Annotated in this window: 15 protein-coding genes; 6 read left to right on the top strand and 9 right to left on the bottom strand. The window is 43.5% G+C overall.

Going from position 1 to position 16,753, the window contains the following annotated elements; genetic code table 11:
- Positions 1 to 8 precede the first annotated feature (8 nt).
- From ABMY42_RS03720 to ABMY42_RS03705, 4 genes are all read left to right on the top strand, one after another.
- Complete coding sequence (locus ABMY42_RS03720) at positions 9 to 2,453, top strand: VolA/Pla-1 family phospholipase (RefSeq protein WP_274804206.1); 2,445 nt, start codon at positions 9 to 11, stop codon at positions 2,451 to 2,453.
- A 135-nt stretch (positions 2,454 to 2,588) separates the two neighbouring features.
- Positions 2,589 to 2,798, top strand: a complete 210-nt coding sequence (locus tag ABMY42_RS03715) for a YgdI/YgdR family lipoprotein (RefSeq protein ID WP_005451749.1) — start codon at positions 2,589 to 2,591, stop codon at positions 2,796 to 2,798.
- A gap of 268 nt (positions 2,799 to 3,066) precedes the next feature.
- Positions 3,067 to 3,624 (top strand): alkylphosphonate utilization protein, encoded by a 558-nt coding sequence (locus ABMY42_RS03710; protein WP_005451748.1) that lies wholly within the window; start codon positions 3,067 to 3,069, stop codon positions 3,622 to 3,624.
- A gap of 182 nt (positions 3,625 to 3,806) precedes the next feature.
- Positions 3,807 to 4,724, top strand: a complete 918-nt coding sequence (locus tag ABMY42_RS03705; protein WP_349265996.1) for a homocysteine S-methyltransferase family protein — start codon at positions 3,807 to 3,809, stop codon at positions 4,722 to 4,724.
- Positions 4,725 to 4,729: 5 nt separating this feature from the next.
- On the opposite strand, the gene ABMY42_RS03700 is transcribed toward ABMY42_RS03705, so the two are convergent.
- The 4 genes from ABMY42_RS03700 to ABMY42_RS03685 all read right to left on the bottom strand — a co-directional run bounded on the left by ABMY42_RS03700 (position 4,730) and on the right by ABMY42_RS03685 (position 9,328).
- Positions 4,730 to 5,428: a DUF1223 domain-containing protein gene (locus ABMY42_RS03700; protein WP_009702296.1), complete on the bottom strand. Its 699-nt coding sequence runs from the start codon at positions 5,426 to 5,428 to the stop codon at positions 4,730 to 4,732.
- A 137-nt stretch (positions 5,429 to 5,565) separates the two neighbouring features.
- The gene (locus tag ABMY42_RS03695; protein ID WP_005451745.1) at positions 5,566 to 5,757 is read right to left on the bottom strand and encodes a hypothetical protein; all 192 of its coding nucleotides are present in this window, start codon (positions 5,755 to 5,757) and stop codon (positions 5,566 to 5,568) included.
- A gap of 278 nt (positions 5,758 to 6,035) precedes the next feature.
- Complete coding sequence (locus tag ABMY42_RS03690) at positions 6,036 to 7,055, bottom strand: TerC/Alx family metal homeostasis membrane protein (protein ID WP_349265995.1); 1,020 nt, start codon at positions 7,053 to 7,055, stop codon at positions 6,036 to 6,038.
- A gap of 530 nt (positions 7,056 to 7,585) precedes the next feature.
- The gene (locus tag ABMY42_RS03685; RefSeq protein ID WP_349265994.1) at positions 7,586 to 9,328 is read right to left on the bottom strand and encodes a bifunctional UDP-sugar hydrolase/5'-nucleotidase; all 1,743 of its coding nucleotides are present in this window, start codon (positions 9,326 to 9,328) and stop codon (positions 7,586 to 7,588) included.
- A gap of 537 nt (positions 9,329 to 9,865) precedes the next feature.
- On the opposite strand from ABMY42_RS03685, the gene ABMY42_RS03680 reads away from it, so the two are divergent.
- Entirely contained in the window at positions 9,866 to 11,500 is a 1,635-nt protein-coding gene (locus tag ABMY42_RS03680) for a DUF2813 domain-containing protein (protein ID WP_005451741.1), read from the top strand.
- 127 nt (positions 11,501 to 11,627) lie between these two features.
- On the opposite strand, the gene ABMY42_RS03675 is transcribed toward ABMY42_RS03680, so the two are convergent.
- Together ABMY42_RS03675 and ABMY42_RS03670 are read right to left on the bottom strand one after the other, a co-directional pair.
- Positions 11,628 to 12,107, bottom strand: coding sequence for a DUF1097 domain-containing protein (locus ABMY42_RS03675; protein WP_005451739.1), 480 nt, complete (start codon positions 12,105 to 12,107; stop codon positions 11,628 to 11,630).
- Between the two features lie 297 nt (positions 12,108 to 12,404).
- Complete coding sequence (locus tag ABMY42_RS03670; protein ID WP_005441888.1) at positions 12,405 to 13,310, bottom strand: LysR substrate-binding domain-containing protein; 906 nt, start codon at positions 13,308 to 13,310, stop codon at positions 12,405 to 12,407.
- A gap of 286 nt (positions 13,311 to 13,596) precedes the next feature.
- Between ABMY42_RS03670 and focA the strand changes: the two genes are divergently transcribed.
- Positions 13,597 to 15,048 carry a formate transporter FocA gene (gene focA, locus ABMY42_RS03665; RefSeq protein WP_005451736.1) on the top strand — a complete coding sequence of 484 codons (1,452 nt, stop codon included), beginning with the start codon at positions 13,597 to 13,599 and terminating at the stop codon, positions 15,046 to 15,048.
- 97 nt (positions 15,049 to 15,145) lie between these two features.
- Here focA and ABMY42_RS03660 read toward each other — a convergent pair whose 3' ends face one another.
- The 3 genes from ABMY42_RS03660 to ABMY42_RS03650 all read right to left on the bottom strand — a co-directional run bounded on the left by ABMY42_RS03660 (position 15,146) and on the right by ABMY42_RS03650 (position 16,668).
- Complete coding sequence (locus tag ABMY42_RS03660) at positions 15,146 to 15,715, bottom strand: YceI family protein (RefSeq protein ID WP_005451734.1); 570 nt, start codon at positions 15,713 to 15,715, stop codon at positions 15,146 to 15,148.
- Positions 15,712 to 16,251: a cytochrome b gene (locus ABMY42_RS03655; protein WP_005451730.1), complete on the bottom strand. Its 540-nt coding sequence runs from the start codon at positions 16,249 to 16,251 to the stop codon at positions 15,712 to 15,714. Before ABMY42_RS03655 ends, ABMY42_RS03660 begins: the two co-directional genes overlap by 4 nt.
- A 174-nt stretch (positions 16,252 to 16,425) precedes the next feature.
- Positions 16,426 to 16,668 (bottom strand): DUF2164 domain-containing protein, encoded by a 243-nt coding sequence (locus ABMY42_RS03650; RefSeq protein ID WP_009696700.1) that lies wholly within the window; start codon positions 16,666 to 16,668, stop codon positions 16,426 to 16,428.
- Positions 16,669 to 16,753 lie beyond the last annotated feature (85 nt).

Here is a 16,753-nt window from a genome sequence, read left to right as displayed (position 1 = left end):
GTAAACCAATGAAACATACGTTTAAATTATCACTGCTTTGTTCTGCAATCCTACTTGCAGGTTGTGGTGACGACACTTCTAGCTCAGGCACTTCAGATACCGCAACGTTTGAACCTGCGGTTCAGGCACTACTTGACCGTAACACGTCGGTTAGTTTCACGGTTCAAGGTTCGAATGCTGATGTACCAGCGCCTTCTTACTTGCTAATGGATAAAACAGATGGCACGCTCGGTCTGCCGACTGGTGGTGATGATGCGCTAACCAACCCTCGCGCCGCCATGAACACTATGGATGGTTGGTCAACATCAATGCCAATCGTTCTGAATTTCAACGGTGCAGGCTTCGCTGATGGTTTAGTAACGTCGGGTATTAGCGTTATTAAGCTAAATCAACGCATCACCGATTGGGATGGTAAGACAAACCCAATCGAAAAAGTTTTAAAGATCCAAGATGGCGCAACTGCTGATGCAGACTTCCAAGTCGTATCAAGTGGTAAGAGTCTTTACATCCAATTCGCAGACTCATTCGATGAATCAAGCGAATACATTTTTGCAGTGACTCAAGCAGTAAAAGATGTAAATGGCGACGCAATCGGTACATCCGGTAGTTACGCGACGGCAAAATCGAAAGAAGTCGTGTACGAATCTGGTGATCTTGCTTCTCTACAAGCTGCAACAACGGCGGTTGAAGGAATCTTTGGTCTTGCTACTCAATCTGGCTTACTAAACGTTGTACCTTCAGACATCATCTACTCATCATGGTTTAGCACACAGTCGGTAGGTGACACACTTGCAGCAGTGAAAGGCGTAACCGCAACCGGTTTTGCTACCGGTGCAAACACGCTCAACACGGTTTACAAGAATGACTCTAACCCAGGTTCGGTCGACCTTGCGACTGCATACACGATGTCATTGGGTGCGACTCAAGACTTCATTACTGCGTTAGATGCAGATGAAGACTTCAACAGTTACATCAGTGACTTAGACTCAACAAAGACCGCAATAAAAGGGCTTTACACGAAGGCCGGTGTTTCAGTCAACGTAACTCAGGGTGTGGTGAGACTACCTTACTATCTAGAGAAAGGTGCTGACTGGAACATGCAGCCAATGGTTTCAGCAATGCCAAGCCTTGTGAAACTGCAAGCCGCTTTATCAAACAAAGATGAACAAGCAGGCATAATTCAGCAGTTGTCTAGTGGTGAATTTGCAAATGACCCTGTTGATGTGAGCAAGCTCGCTACTGATCCTACAGAGCAGCTAAAACTTGTTGGCGCCAATCTAAAACTATCTGACGGCACTCCACTGGATAGTGACCGAGTGATCACTCGATACTCACCAGTGCCAGCGGTTAAGTCTCTAGAAGATGTCGAGTTCCTGTTGTTCACTCCAGAAACTGGCACGCCGACCAACGTTGTGATTTATCAACATGGTATTACTTCAGCAAAAGAAAATGCTTACGCTTTTGCCTTTAACATGGTTAAAGCTGGCGTAGCGGTGATCGCTATCGACTTACCAATTCATGGCACTCGTAGCTTGGATGACCAACGTTCTGCAAATTCAAACGTGTTAGCATATTTGAACTTGTCTAACTTGGCAGTAGCGCGTGATAACCTTCGCCAAAGTGTCCTTGACGTATTAGGTCTTCGCGCAAGTCTTGTGGTTTCTGCTCAAGCGGGTCTTCTTGCGAATAGCCCACTTAAAGGGTTTAACCCAGCAACTGGCTCAAAAGTTAAGATGCTTGGTCACTCATTAGGAGGCATCGTTGGTACGTCAGCCGTTGCAGCGGCAAACAACTCTCTGGGCTCAGTATCAGCAGATGCGTTGTACAACTTCAGTAGTGCATCTATCCAAAACTCTGGTGGTCAAATCGGTAACTTACTGCTTGGCTCTTCCAACTTTGGTCCGCAAATCAAACATAACCTAGCGTACGCGGCTTCCGCAGACTATGCGAGTTATGCAGATGCATCTTGTGCAGAACTTAGCGATAAAGTGTGTTACGAAACGTTTGAGAAAGGCGCAAGCCCTGAAGCTCTGGCTCAATTAAACGCTGGTTTCTCTAGCTTTATCTATGCTGCGCAAACAACACTTGATACCGTTGACCCGTTCACAAATGCTGCTGATCTTATGAAGACTGGTTCGTTATCAACACCATTCTTCATGACAGAAGTAGATGGTGATGCAACCGTTCCAAACAACGTACCTAATGCGCCATTTGCAGGTACCGAGCCACTTGCGAAGAAGCTAGGCTTGAAAACGGTTAACAGCTCAGACACTGCTGTGAATGCAACAGCAAGCTTTGTCCAATTTAACGCAACGGCATCACACAGCACGTTTGCCTCTCCGGCAGGTACGTTGGCAGACCTTCCTCACCACGCAGAAATGCAGGCTGAGAATGCTGATTTTGTAGTGGATGATGCACTAAGCAAAGTAAGTAATGCGACAGTACTAAAATAATCTTGTACATCCCCTCAAAGCCCAGTTTCTACTGGGCTTTTTTGTTTCTATGCCTTTCAGACCCACTCATAGTTTCCTCTGCTATAGTTAAAACGATGTCTTTGTCTAACTCACTTGTTTGAAAAGGAAAACTCTATGCGCGTATTGACCGTGATTGCCACTGCACTACTTCTTGCCGCTTGCGGCAGCAGCCAATATCTTATGTCAACGAATGAAGGGAAAATCATCACCTCGTATGGCAAACCAGATCTCAATGAAGATACTGGCATGTACGAGTATGAAGACGTGGATGGCAAAGAAATGAGTATCTCACAAGACCAAATCGTACAAATTATCGAACGTTAGATCCTTTGCCTCCTGTCAAGTCAGGGGGCATTTTCAATCAATCTCCCTACCATCGATAACATTCATCAATGCAACTGATTCATCATTCAAAACAATCAACACCCTTATTTATATTCTAGATATTATTTGTTTAGCCAATATTTTACATCTTTACTCCTTTCAGGTTGGAATATTGTAAAATCTCGCCTTTAATTCTCTAACACCCTTTTATTTCTCAGGATAAAGTGGATAATACCGCCACCCAAAAACATTACTAAGGTGAGTCCTTATGTCTATCGAAGCTACTCTGCTTGCTCGCTGCGAGTCAAAATGTGAACTGTGTTCTTCTGAAACTCAACTAACTGCTTACGCTGTGCCACCACACGGCAACGTAACGGTTGATACTGCTATCATGGTTTGTGATAAGTGTCATGGTGAGATCGAAGACCCTAAAGACATTAACCACTGGCGCTGCTTGAACGACAGCATGTGGAGTCAGGTTCCTGCAGTACAAGTAACTGCATGGCGCCAACTTACTCGCCTAAACACAGAAAGCTGGGCTCAAGATGCTCTTGACATGATGTACATGGAAGAAGAGCAAATGAACTGGGCAATGAAAGGTATGTCTGCTGACGATAAAACTGTTGACTGCAACGGCACTGAACTTAAGAAAGGTGACGATGTAACAGTAATCAAAGACCTACCAGTTAAAGGTACAAACCAAGTAATCAAACAAGGTACTGTTATTCGCGGTATCAGCCTTGGTGATGATCCTAAACTTGTTTCAGGTAAGGCAAACGGTGGTCAGTCAATGTACGTGATCGCTGAGTACTGCCGTAAGAAGTAATCCCAACATTACTTTCGAATTGAACGGGGTTCCAGTTGGAACCCCGTTTTCGTTTCTGCAGTCCCCACCTTTTGTCTTATCTAGCTCACTACTAATCTACCCACCTACACGACCTATCCTTTTCCGCTCGTCACTTTCGTTCATAGCCATTTTCATTTAAGGTTCAACAAGGAAGAATTAAGATGGACTGTAGTATGAAAAAGTTAACCATCCTTGATGGCGGTATGGGAAGAGAGCTGAAACGCATGGGAGCCCCATTCTCTCAACCACTTTGGAGCGCACAAGCTCTGATTGAATCGCCAGAATTCGTTTACCAAGCGCATAACAACTTTATCCACGCTGGCGCAGAGATCATCATTGCCAACAGCTACGCTTGTTTACCATTCCATCTGGGACAAGAACTTTACGAACAACAAGGTAGTGAACTAGCACGCTTTGCAGCCCAAATTGCTCGTGAATGTGCAGATAAGTCACCGGAACGCGTTCTAGTAGCTGGTTGTATTCCACCAGCGTTTGGGAGTTATCGACCAGATCTGTTCGAACCCAAATTAGGTGAAATCATTTTCAAGACTTTGTTTGAAGCTCAAGAAGATTATGTAGACCTTTGGCTAGCGGAGACCATATGCAGTTTAGAGGAGCTAAAGTGTTTACAAAGAGTCTTCACAAGCAGCATCAAACCTACTGTGTATGCCTTTTCTTTAAGTGATGACTCAGTGGAAACCGCGTTGTTGCGCTCTGGGGAAACCGTTATCCAAGCCATTGAGCATATTGCACAAAGTGCAGACAACACCAATACCATCAGCGTTTACTTTAACTGCTCGGTACCTGAAGTAATGGCAAAAGCGGTCAGTGATACCAAAGCAGTTTTAGACCAACACAAGCTAGATATTGAAATTGGGGTTTACGCGAACAACTTCACCGCAATCAAATCTAATCACGAAGCCAACAGCGCATTACAAGCGATGCGAGAACTCTCACCAGACGAATACTTAACCTTTGCAAAAGAATGGTATCAGCGCGGAGCTACCATTATAGGTGGGTGCTGCGGTATTGGACCAGAACACATCAAAGCGCTTTCGGATTGGAAGGCATCCCTCTAGTTCATTTATCGAATCTCACCCGCGACAGTCTGCACACGATTAAAAGTCCCTGGCTCAGTCACCCACGCCGCAACGGCATCAATGTTGTTGATGGGCTGATTGAGCTTAAACGTCCACTCTCCACTCTTTGAGCGACCTTGTTGTTTCTCCAATGCAACGAAATCATGCTCTAGTACTTTCCCTCGGTTTTCACCGCGCTTAACTGGTGTGGTTTCATTACTTGAGAGAAACACAATCGTTGCATCATACGAGCCTTTCTCTTCAAACCGTAAAGAGAATTGGTTGCCAGAGCGCTCTAGTGTCAATGATTGGGCTTTTACGTTGTCGTTGCTGGGTAATACGCGCTTGCGCCAATTAAAAAAGCCGCGCCATTCTTCACTATCAACGACAAATGCTGGAGTATAGACACTCCCTACCGCGCCATAAGCGCGATACAAACGTTGCAACTGAGAGAATTCAGGCTTTGCAAATTTGTCTTTCCAACCAAGATAGTCCCAATAATCAACGTGGTATGCGACAGGAATGTACTTTTCCCACAAATCAGGGTTGGATTGAAACGTAGAAAGGTATTTGTCTGCAGGTGGGCAACTTGAACAGCCTTCTGAAGTAAATAGCTCTATCACTTGTGCGGGCTGTCCTTCATGAACCCAACTTTGTGATGCAGAAAGACTGGTAATAGCAGCAAGTGCAATCGCGTTAATCATAGGCAGCTCCTTTTCTTTGATACTGACTATGACCGTACGAGCAAGAGATAGCTTTCAATGCGGTCTTAGGTGTAGCGATTTCAGATACAAAAATGCCGGCGATTAAGCCGGCATTTCGAATTCGCTTTCCATTCAGATTAACGGTACATACCGATGTCTTTCTGAATGTGTGCAGATAGGTCTTCTGCGTAGTAGCTGCGAGGTGCAGAGTTATCTACGAAAAGAATATCCAGTAAGTGAGCAATCAATCCTTTGAAGTTAACCGCGTAGGTCTTCTTATCCATAGAGGTTGGTAAAGCTACATTTGTCATTTGCATTGCTTGTGCCATGATTGCCTCTCTATAAAGCAGTAATTTGTTTTGTTGGTTGTATATTAGTCATTTTTTCTTTGAGCAAAAAATGACAAAATTTAGTTATTCAGATTAGATTTTCTTATAAAACAAATCTGTTACAACCCTTAAGAATACAAAACCCAAGCAGCTGCATATCTATTCAATAAAGCGCATCTTTAGTTGAATAACTTGGATTTACGCTGGTAAATCCAAGTCTATTTGCAACAGTTAATTAACCAAACAATCTTTTAAAGGATTTTGAATTTACAAAATCATTAAGAGTTTTGATTAGTAATTTTAACGCTAGAACTATTGGTTTCTTTGTTCTTATAGATAGAAGCAATAACCGCTGTCGTCATCACTGTTACTAGGAAAGTTAATGACCAAACCGTTGGGATTTCGTATTGCGTGCCAACCAGTAGCATCTTCACACCAATGAACATCATGATCACTGATAACGCTGGTTTTAGGTACACAAACTTATCCAGCATTGCTTGCAATACAAAGTACAGAGAACGTAAGCCAAGCAGAGCAAACACGTTAGCCGCTAATACTAAGAACGGTTCACGCGTTACTGCAAAGATTGCAGGGATAGAATCCAGTGCGAACATCACGTCCATCACTGCAATCACACCAACAACGATCAGCATTGGCGTTGCAACCCACTTACCTGCTTGTTTCAAGATCAAGTGGTTATCTTGATACTCTTCTGTCACTGGTAAGAATTTACGAATGAACTGCTCAGGGTATGGGTTCACCTCTTCTTCTTCGCCTTTATCTCGCGCTAGTTTAATACCCGTCCAAATTAGGAACGCAGCGAACAGATAAAGTACCCAGTGGTACTGAGCAAGTAATTGAGCACCTACTGCGATCATGATTGCACGTAGAACTAACGCACCAATCACACCCCACAATAGAGCGCGTGGACGCAAATGCTCTGGCACCTTGTATTGCGCAAAGATGATTGCGAACACAAACAAGTTATCGACACTTAACGATTTCTCAAGCAAGTAACCAGTTAAGAATGATATGGTCGCTTTTTCGTGTGTATAAACGCTATGAGGCGCGTAATAATCCCAAAAGAAATAGATAGAGCCTGCAAAGACAAACGCTAATAAGAACCAGAATACGCTCCAACCAATTGCTTTTTTCATGGTAATCACGCCGCCACGAGTCTGATAGATATCGAGAGCGACTAAAACCAAAGTAAATAGGCCGAATACACCGTACATTGTCAGTGATTCTTGCAGTGGAACAGACTGGGATAATTGGGTGGTATTTTCGATAAGAGACATGCTTCCTCCCATGCGGAAGGACATTATTCGGGCTGACCTTCCGCAAACAATACAAACCAGCAGTCACATTACCCATGTGTCTGCTAGCCAATGAATGCGTTGGTCTCGTTGAAGTGATCACGTGATGAATCAAGTGACACCTTTATTTACCGGATAAGCTGATGCTTAACGAGATGACGATAAATAAACTTGCGCTAACTACTCCCCAAACGCCGCCATCATACCCCTGCTTGCGTCGATCTCCAACAAAAAATCGTTATCGATAAAAACAAAGTATTTTGTGAAAAATGTTTATCAACATCATGAATTCAAGCCGGTTCAGATACAAAAAAAGGAGCACTTATGCGCCCCTCATTTGTTGAATAGTCGATCTTTAAAAACCAGTTAGCGGTACAAAGTAAACCAGTGTTGACCAAACTGCGACCCAAGCAACGACAACTGCTGCGTCAGCCCAATCTTTTTTCCACATACTCTCTTCCCTCTTCATCGCATGTGCATTAGGGAGTGAGCAAAAAAGATACCAATAACGGTTATTGATTCTTCTGCGAGTAAAGTTTGTGACTTTGGTTCAAACAGTTTGGTTCGTCCGTTAGTAGTTCAACAAAGCAATCTGCCATGGAAAGATTACTGACAAAGCCTTCACCTTTCATATCCAGCAACGCTTCATAACCTTCTTTACCTTTCATAGTATAAGCAGACGAAGTACCACGGTACCAAAGCTCATCTTCCATCTCACACCAACGCTTACCATCAAAAATTTCTAGTTTTTTAATGCGTTGTCCTTTTGGCGCATCGGCTTGATATTCAAAGTTCACATTATGTGTGTATGGGTAGCTGCCAGAACCAGTGCCTTCAACACCATTGTTAAGTGCATTATTGATCGCGCCTTCCAATGCTAAACGAACAACTTTGCCTTGTACGTCATAAAAACCGATAGGAACGGCAAATGGCAACAATCGTCCGGCAACGTCTGCCACGGTAATATTTCCCGGATTGAGAGAAGTACGCACACCTCCCGCATTATGAATGGCAAATTGAACCTTGTGCCCACGCTTGTTAAGCGCATACAAGAATGAATGCGCTACTGCTGGAGCAAGTTCGCTTCCGCCAAATTCGTCAGGAATACGTACATGGCGCTTCTTCTCTGCCACATTTGCAATTACTTGTGATTGAAGCTTACGCACTCTTGGGATGTACTTATCATTTAAGATCGCTTGTGTCTCTGGGTGCTTTTTACAAACAACTACGTTTGGTTGACCATGAATAAAGTCACACGCTTCTTCAAACACACCTTGGTCAAGCTGCTCATTTAGTGTCGAATCCCAGAAAATGCGTCTTCCGAGTAGCAATTCATTTTGACCACTTAACATGGTCGCGGTGCCATTTTCATCAAATTCAAGAACACAATGCCCCATGGTTAATGCGTGATAACCAGCTTGAACGACATAAGTATCGTTTACCTTGACGCCATATGGGTCATCTTCGCCTAAGCCAATAGCGGTAAAGTTACCTTGTAACCTATGACTGTGACCACCGACTATGATGCCAATGCCATCCACTTGAGCTGCAAGCTCGAGATCCCCTTCATAACCTAAGTGGCTCAAAAGGATGATGTTTTTAATACCCGCTTGGTGGATGTTTTCAACAGTATGTTTTGCTGTTTCTATTGCAGAGATAAATGGTGTGTCGGCATCTGGGTTGGCAATATCGCTCATCTTATCGATAGACAAACCAAAGATGGCAACTTTCTCTCCGTGAAATTCTTTCACCAGATATTGCGCGCTTTGAGTCTCAGTGTCGAAGCTCAATACGTTATCGCAATCGCCCATGCGGTGATCTTTAGTTGGCAATTCATTGGATAAGTCCCAGTTACCTGCAAGCAACGGGAAGTTGGTACGCTGACAAAACAAAGCAACCGGTTCATTACCCATATCAAGTTCATGATTGCCCAGAGCCATCGCATCGATGTTAAGCGCGTTTAATAGGTCGGCGTTTGCTTTGCCTTTGAATAACGAGAAGTACAGAGTGCCCTGAAAACAGTCGCCAGCGTGTAAAAACAACATGCCCTGACCTTGACGTTGGGCATCATCACGAAGCTGTTCTACGCGTGTTGCGATACGTGAAAACCCACCAGCGCTCACGTAAGGCTCTAGTGTACGTTCGTTATCAATATTGAGTTTTAGCTGTAATGACGTTGGCTCAAAGTAGGAATGAGTGTCATTGATGTGTGCCAGTTTGATTCTGACTGGCTTATGATTTTTATTCATTGTCATCTTCTCTCTTTTCATTCCGAAATGCCCAAGTGACCTCAAGACGCAGTATTCAGAGCGATGTCACTGATTTAAGTTCAAGGACAACGATGCAGCGTAATAGTCATCTATTTCCCAATTGTTTGACAAAGAAATTGAATCAGTGACACGCTCCCTTCGGGCGAGTTGACTTGGTTTGTATACGTTGTTAACGCTTTTTAACTTAGGGCCACTAGGTTTTCAAATCGTTGCCTAGTCTACAAACCAAGTCATTCTCGCTGAACTAAGCATCTCGAGGTTACTTGGACATCATTATTAGAACTGAATCATGACAGAATCATGAATTTTATGAAACAGAGAAATTGTCATTTCATTTTTACGTGATCAAGATTCATCTTGCGTACAAGTTTGAAAGTGACTTTACGCCTAAACGGTCTCTATTCATAGGATGAATGCTCTTAAATTTGTGAACTGAGCTTAACTTGCCATGATCAATTTCATATATGCTTATGAGGAGCAAAAGAACTCTCGATAATTCAAATAATTGCAAGGAGGAGTGAGATGAGACTAGAACGCATCGAAATCTCTGGGTTTAGAGGCATTAAACGCCTTTCACTCTCTTTTGACGAACTGACGACCTTAATCGGTGAGAACACTTGGGGTAAATCCTCCCTACTCGACGCCCTGTCTCTCGCCTTACCTGCAGATGGCTCTCTCTATCAATTTGAAATGACGGACTTCCACGTCGACTATTCCATCTCGCACCCACAAACACAGCATCTTCAAATCGTACTCTGTTTTAAATCTCAAGATAAACAAGAAGTGAATGCTGGACGTTATCGTCGCATTAAACCTACATGGTGCATCAACGAAGACAATGAACACGTCATTTATTACCGTTTAAGTGCCAGTAGAGATGGCCACCACATCACAACCAAGTACGCATTCTTGGACTGTGATGGCGAAGCGAAGCAACTGCATCATGCAGAGAAACTCGCAATTGAACTGATGACCCTTCACCCAGTAATCCGATTACGCGACTCACGCCGTTTCCCCGAACCCAATCACATTAATGGTGACAACAAAAATGCTCGTATAGAAAAACGCATTAATAATACCTGCCGTCGCCTGTTTGCTATGCCTGGTCATGTGAACAAAGGTGAAGTTCGCAGCAGTCTTGATTCAATGCACACGTTAGTCGAGCACTATTTTGCATTCCGAAGCGTGAAGAAAGGTCACCCGAGAAAACCGCGAGACGGTCTGTTCTATGCCAGCCCTTCTGCTGAAAAAGGGTTATCGCAGTTTTTGAAAGAGACGAATAACAAGCAAACTCGCTTACTACTTATGGGATTGTTAAACGCGTACCTACAAGCCAAAGGTCCGACAGACTTAAGACGTTGTGCACGTCCCATCTTGATCATTGAAGATCCAGAAGGTCGTTTACATCCTACTCATCTATCCCGCGCTTGGAGCCTGTTGCAACTGCTTCCGATGCAGAAGATTCTCACCACAAACAGTGCCCGTTTACTCGGCTCTGTGCCATTGGCATCGATTCGTCGATTAGTTCGTTTGTCAGATCGAACCATTGCAAAGTCACTCAACACAAACCGCTTTAGTGTCGACCAACTCCGTCGGATTGGCTTCCACATTCGTTTTCATCGTGCTGGTGCCCTATTTGCTCGTTGCTGGCTATTGGTTGAGGGTGAAACAGAAGTTTGGTTATTTAACGAACTGGCACGTCAATGCGGGTATGACTTAGCGGCAGAAGGCGTACAAATCGTTGAATTTGCCCAGTCTGGGTTGAAGTCTCTGATCAAAGTCGCCAAAGAATTTGGGATAGATTGGCACGTCGTCACTGACGGAGATCCTGCGGGTAAGAAATACGCTCATACAGTAAGAGCGCATTTGGATAACGACCAAGAACGCCATCGCTTAACGGAATTACCTGACAGAGACATCGAGCATTTTCTCTATAACAATGGTTTCGAACTTTTCTTTAAGGACATTATCAAAGTTCCTCATGAGCACCCAATCCCAGCAAAGAAAGTCGTAAATCGCGTTCTGAAGAAACAAGCAAAACCCGATCTCGCCTTAGCGATTGTCGCTCATTGTGAGGAACGAGGTGTAGATTGCATCCCTGTGCTACTGCGCTGGACGTTGAAACGTGTCGTTACCATGGCAAACGGAAACACCTAACAAGCGTATAAATAAAAAAAAGCACACCAACCTGGTGTGCTTGTATCAAGAATCAGTAATTTTGATTAACTGTATTGAGCGGGATAAGTCTCAACACACAGCGGATACAAATAAGATCGGGGGTTCACTACTGTACTTGCTCAGCGAGCGAAGAAGTAGCGGCTGATTTCGCATGTAACCAAAGTCCTGTTGCTTTCATTAAGTAGCCAAACACGCCACCTAAAATCAGCGATGGCACTACAAGTTGCCAATTGCCGTCTGCAGCAAAAGTGGCGCATGAGCCAATGAAAGTGCCAGGGATGTACGCTAGCCAAGCTTGTTTCGCTTGAATACACATAAAGAACGCGACTACAGCAGTAATTACATAACCGATAATCTCTACACCTACGTAAGTTGAACCGTAAATGATTACCAACGCCCAAAATACGCCTGTCATATTGGTGATCAAACTTTCTGCTAGCCCTTTTAAGCCACTTGTCGGGGATGCAAAGTAACTTGTACAGCCAAGAAAGCCTGCCCAAGACAACAGACCAAGGGAGATAGCGATCCAGCCCCATACGCCAGAGAGAATGCCAGTTGTAATTGAAATTGCTAAAAGTGTGGTCATGGTATTCTTACCCGCTTGACTAGTTTCGTACCACTTGGTTCGAAAACTGCCTTCATACATTGAAATCAGGCAGTCAATACTAGGCACATCCCTCATTGACTTCGGTGATCAAGATCGCATTAACATCCTATAACGTTGCATGTTTTACACGTTAAATTTGACGCAACCGATAAATCAACAGATTTCGAAAATAACAAAATCACAATAAATTGGGCGAAATAAGCAATAGATGACAAAAAAGGCCCTGCACAATGCAGAGCCTTTACTAAGATGCGATCATTTTGTTTCGAATATCGCTTAAAGCACTGAAGGTTTGCCTTTCATCATGCGTAAGCCTTCACGTTTGATGCAGTCAACCAATGGGTTTTCCGCCATATCAGCACGCCATATAAACGATAATGTTCGATCCATCTTCAGATCAGGTACGTTCAGCGCAACCAAATCACCAGCTTCAATGTAACGTTCTACATCAAGATAAGGCAGGCACGTCAAATACTGACCATTGGATACCAAGCTTCTTAGAACTGGAACGTGTTCGTATTCACGCCACACGTCCAAATCTTCAATAAGATGGTGAATCGAACTATCAAAAATCTTGCGAGTACCAGAACCATGTTCTCGCAACACCCATTTAGCTTGTTCAAGTTGAGCTAAACTCACTGATGAGTTACGCGCAAATGGATGGTGGGACGCTGCGACTACAGTAAGATGGTCTCGACACCAAATCTCTTGGTGTAAACGGTTATCGTCACAGCGACCTTCAATCACGCCCAGATCGTATTTGTAATCCAAGACACCATCGATGACGGCCTGAGTACTCTGTACGCCTAAGGAGATACGCATCTCTGGAAAATCATTATCAATGATACTGATAAGGTCAGGAACTAGGTGTTCTGCAGGTGTTTGACTCGCGCCTAATCGAATGTGTCCACTCAACAAGTGTTGCTCGTAAAAACCCATTTCAATTTGTAGCGCGTCTTGCAGTAAACGCTTTGCTTTTGGTCTTAACCACATCCCCCAATGTGTTAAAGCCATTTGTTTGCCTTGCCTTTCAAATAAAGGTCTACCAAGCATTTTTTCCAACTGAGCAAGCGACATGCTCGTCGCCGATTGTGTCAGAGCCAGTTTATCCGCGGCCTGGCTTACACTGCCGGTATCTGCAACAGCGTCAAAAACCGCTAATTGCTTAAGTGAGTAGCGCAAAGTGTCCTCCCTAATTGGCGAGTATTCCCCATACTCTCGCAACCCAAAAATACATGCGTCGATACGCAATGAGGTTCATTTTACCTGCCTTTAAGAACTTATCAAATAATTTGATGAGGATTCTAAATATTATCAATTTTACCTGTAGCTCTGACCTGCTTAATCTGGATATGCGGTTCGGGAACACCGCAACAAAAAACAATAACACCTTCTCTTTCGAGTACAGAAAACGTCTCGATTTCATTAACCAAGGAGTTCATATGGAACCACAGACTAAGGAGTCATTATGGCGGTGACCAGCTCTCAAAATATCCAGTATTTCTCTCCAAAAGAAATGATGGCTGAAGCTGAGAAGTTTGCACTTAGTAAAGCAAACAAAACCAGCGGCATGACACTGGGTTTGGCAATTATGGCAGGCGCATTCATAGGTTTAGCATTCTTGTTCTACATCACAGTGACAACAGGTAGTGCGGATGCAGGTTGGGGTCTTAGCCGTCTTGCAGGTGGTTTAGCATTCAGTATGGGTTTGATACTCATCGTCATTTGCGGTGGTGAGTTGTTTACCAGTTCAGTGCTTTCGAGCATCTCATGGGCAAACAAACAAATCTCATTCGGCAAAATGTTGTCGATTTGGGGCAAGGTTTATGTAGGTAACTTCATCGGTGCAATGTTTTTACTTGCATTGGTAAGTGCGGCGGGCTTGTACCAAATGGATGCAGGTCAATGGGGCTTAAACGCACTCAACATCGCACAGCACAAACTACACCATACATTGGTACAAGCTTTTGCATTAGGCATTTTATGTAACTTATTGGTTTGTCTTGCAATCTGGCTGACATTCAGCTCGGCAAACGCTATGACAAAAGCAGCAATGACCATCATGCCAGTAGCGATGTTCGTTAGCAGTGGTTTTGAGCACTGTGTGGCAAACATGTTCATGGTACCGCTAGGTATCGTTATCGCAAACTTCGCACCGGAATCTTTCTGGACTGCGGTTGGTGTACCAGCTTCTCAATATGCAGATCTGAATGTCGGTCACTTCATCACTGCAAACCTAATTCCAGTGACTCTAGGCAATATCGTTGGTGGTGCAGTATTGGTTGGTTTAGCTAACTGGTGCATTTACCGTCGACCAGAACTTAAAGCAGCAAAAGTTGCATCAATTACAAACACTACAACACTCACGTCAGTTAAGGAACGCACTATGAAAAACGCATCGATTGTAAAAGAGATCATGAACCCGAGCCCAGTTACTCTGAGCGTAGAAATGCCAGTATCAACTGCACTAGATACCCTGTTGGACAACAATCTAATCAGTGCACCTGTTGTTGACATTGAAAACCGTTTGGTTGGTTTCTTCTCAGCACACGACGTAATGGTTGAATTATGGTGCCAAGATTACATCCCAGCTCAAGAACAAAAAGTTGTCGATTTGATGAGCCGTGACGTAGTAGCAATTGATGCAAATGACCGCTTAGTCGACGTTGTTGAGTTCTTATGTATCGATAAAGAACAACTTTACCCAACGACGAGCATGGGCATGGCGACTCGCTTTACTTCTCTTTCTTTAGAAGAACGCGCGAAAAGTATCAAAGTAAGCAAGCCTCAAGTGCTGCCTGTACTAGAAAACGGTCTGATGGTTGGCGTGGTGACACGTAGTGAAGTTCTTAAAGCTCTTCGTCCGGTATATGGCGAGCGTCTAAACCTAGTTGAAGATAACGTTCTAGAAACAGCATAAAACTATTACAACCAGCAACTAACAACAAAAGTTGGCACCAATAAAAAAGCGCTCTATTTAGAGCGCTTTCTTTATTTATACACACAAGAGCAAGAAATTACTTCTTAATACCTTCGATGTGCAGTTCCATATCAACGTAGCTCGATGAGCCCATTACAGGGATTTCGAAATCAGCAAGCTCAAGACGGGTTTGACCAATGAAGCCCGCACGCTCACCACCCCATGGGTCGTTACCCGCGCCAACAAATTCTGCTTCGATTGTGATTGGCTTAGTGACACCGTGAAGAGTGAGGTCACCTGTTACATCTAGCTTACCGTTGCCTTTGTCTACAACTTTTGTACTCTTAAACGTCGCTTCGCTGTATTTACCTGCATCGATGAAATCACCGCTACGAATATGTTTGTCACGCTCTGCATGGTTTGAATCAAGGCTAGTGGTATCAACTACTACGTTTACTTTCGAATCAGCAATGTTGTTTTCATCAAAAGAAAAGTCACCAGAAAATGTATTAAAACGACCTTTGATGAAACTGTAACCTAAGTGGCTTACTTTAAAGTTAATAGATGCGTGAGCGCCTTTCGTATCGATAACGTAATCTGCAGCGTTAGCACCAAACGGTAGTGCCATAGCGATTGCTAGTCCTGTAGCGAAAAGTGACTTTTTCATTTTGAAGCTCCTAACATTTTTCTTAATGTGTTGTCTTTATCGATAAAGTGATGTTTTAGTGCAGCAGCGGCATGCAAACCAGCCATTAGGATTACAGCCCAAGCTGCATAGAAGTGAATTTCACCCGCAATATCTGATTGACCGGGAAATAACTCCCCTGCGCCTGGTACCGTAAACCAATTAAAAACTTCGATACCGCGACCATCAGATGTTGAGATGAGGTAACCTGAAATAAAGATAGTGATGAGCAATAAGTACATCACACCATGTGCCGCCTTTGCTGCAGCCACTTCATAAGGTTTACCTTCTACTTTTGGTGACGCCGTCACATGTTTCCACACGATGCGAGCCAAAGTAAGTATTGCCAATAGAATGCCCACAGAGCGGTGATAATGTGGCGCCGTACGATACCATTCGCTGTAGTAGCTAAGGTCGACCATCCACAAACCCACAGCAAACAAACCGATGATGCAAAGTGCTGATAACCAATGCATAAATCGTGCAGGTAGGTTGTAGTTCTTTACCAGTGTTTCCATCTCACGTTCCTAGATATGTTCCTAAGTTGATGTTGAGCAAGAAACACAACATTAACTTATTTACCTTGTATGAAACAGATTATTTACCATCCTTTACATCTAACCAATATTGCTTGTTAAAACATCTTGTTCGAAAAATTTGAAGGAACTTAAAATCGTTTGTAAAACGTAAACTTAGATCTGAACTTCTTGTTCTATTTCATACAGTTCATCGCTCATTTCTAACATACGCCGTTCAATTACTGTTTTTGCATCTTCAATCCCTTTGTTGTAATAGATCGGTGCGAGTTTTTCTGTGATGAAATCAATCAAAAATTCGCTGTCAAATTGCCCGATTTCAAGACTCAGTTCGTCCTGCATGTAATCTTGAATGGCTGTCGCCAATGTTTCTTTTTGTGCTCTTTCTAGTTTGATCATATTTTACCTACGGAACTCTATTCTCAATTTTGATGTTTAGATCAAGAAGTTGCCTATCTAAATTAGTCTATCCTAAAAGGACTAT

This window comes from Vibrio sp. SSH13-20 (assembly GCF_040104475.1).
In the GTDB taxonomy this organism is placed as follows: Bacteria; Pseudomonadota; Gammaproteobacteria; order Enterobacterales; family Vibrionaceae; genus Vibrio; species Vibrio harveyi.
This window is presented reverse-complemented; position numbering and strand designations above follow the sequence as displayed.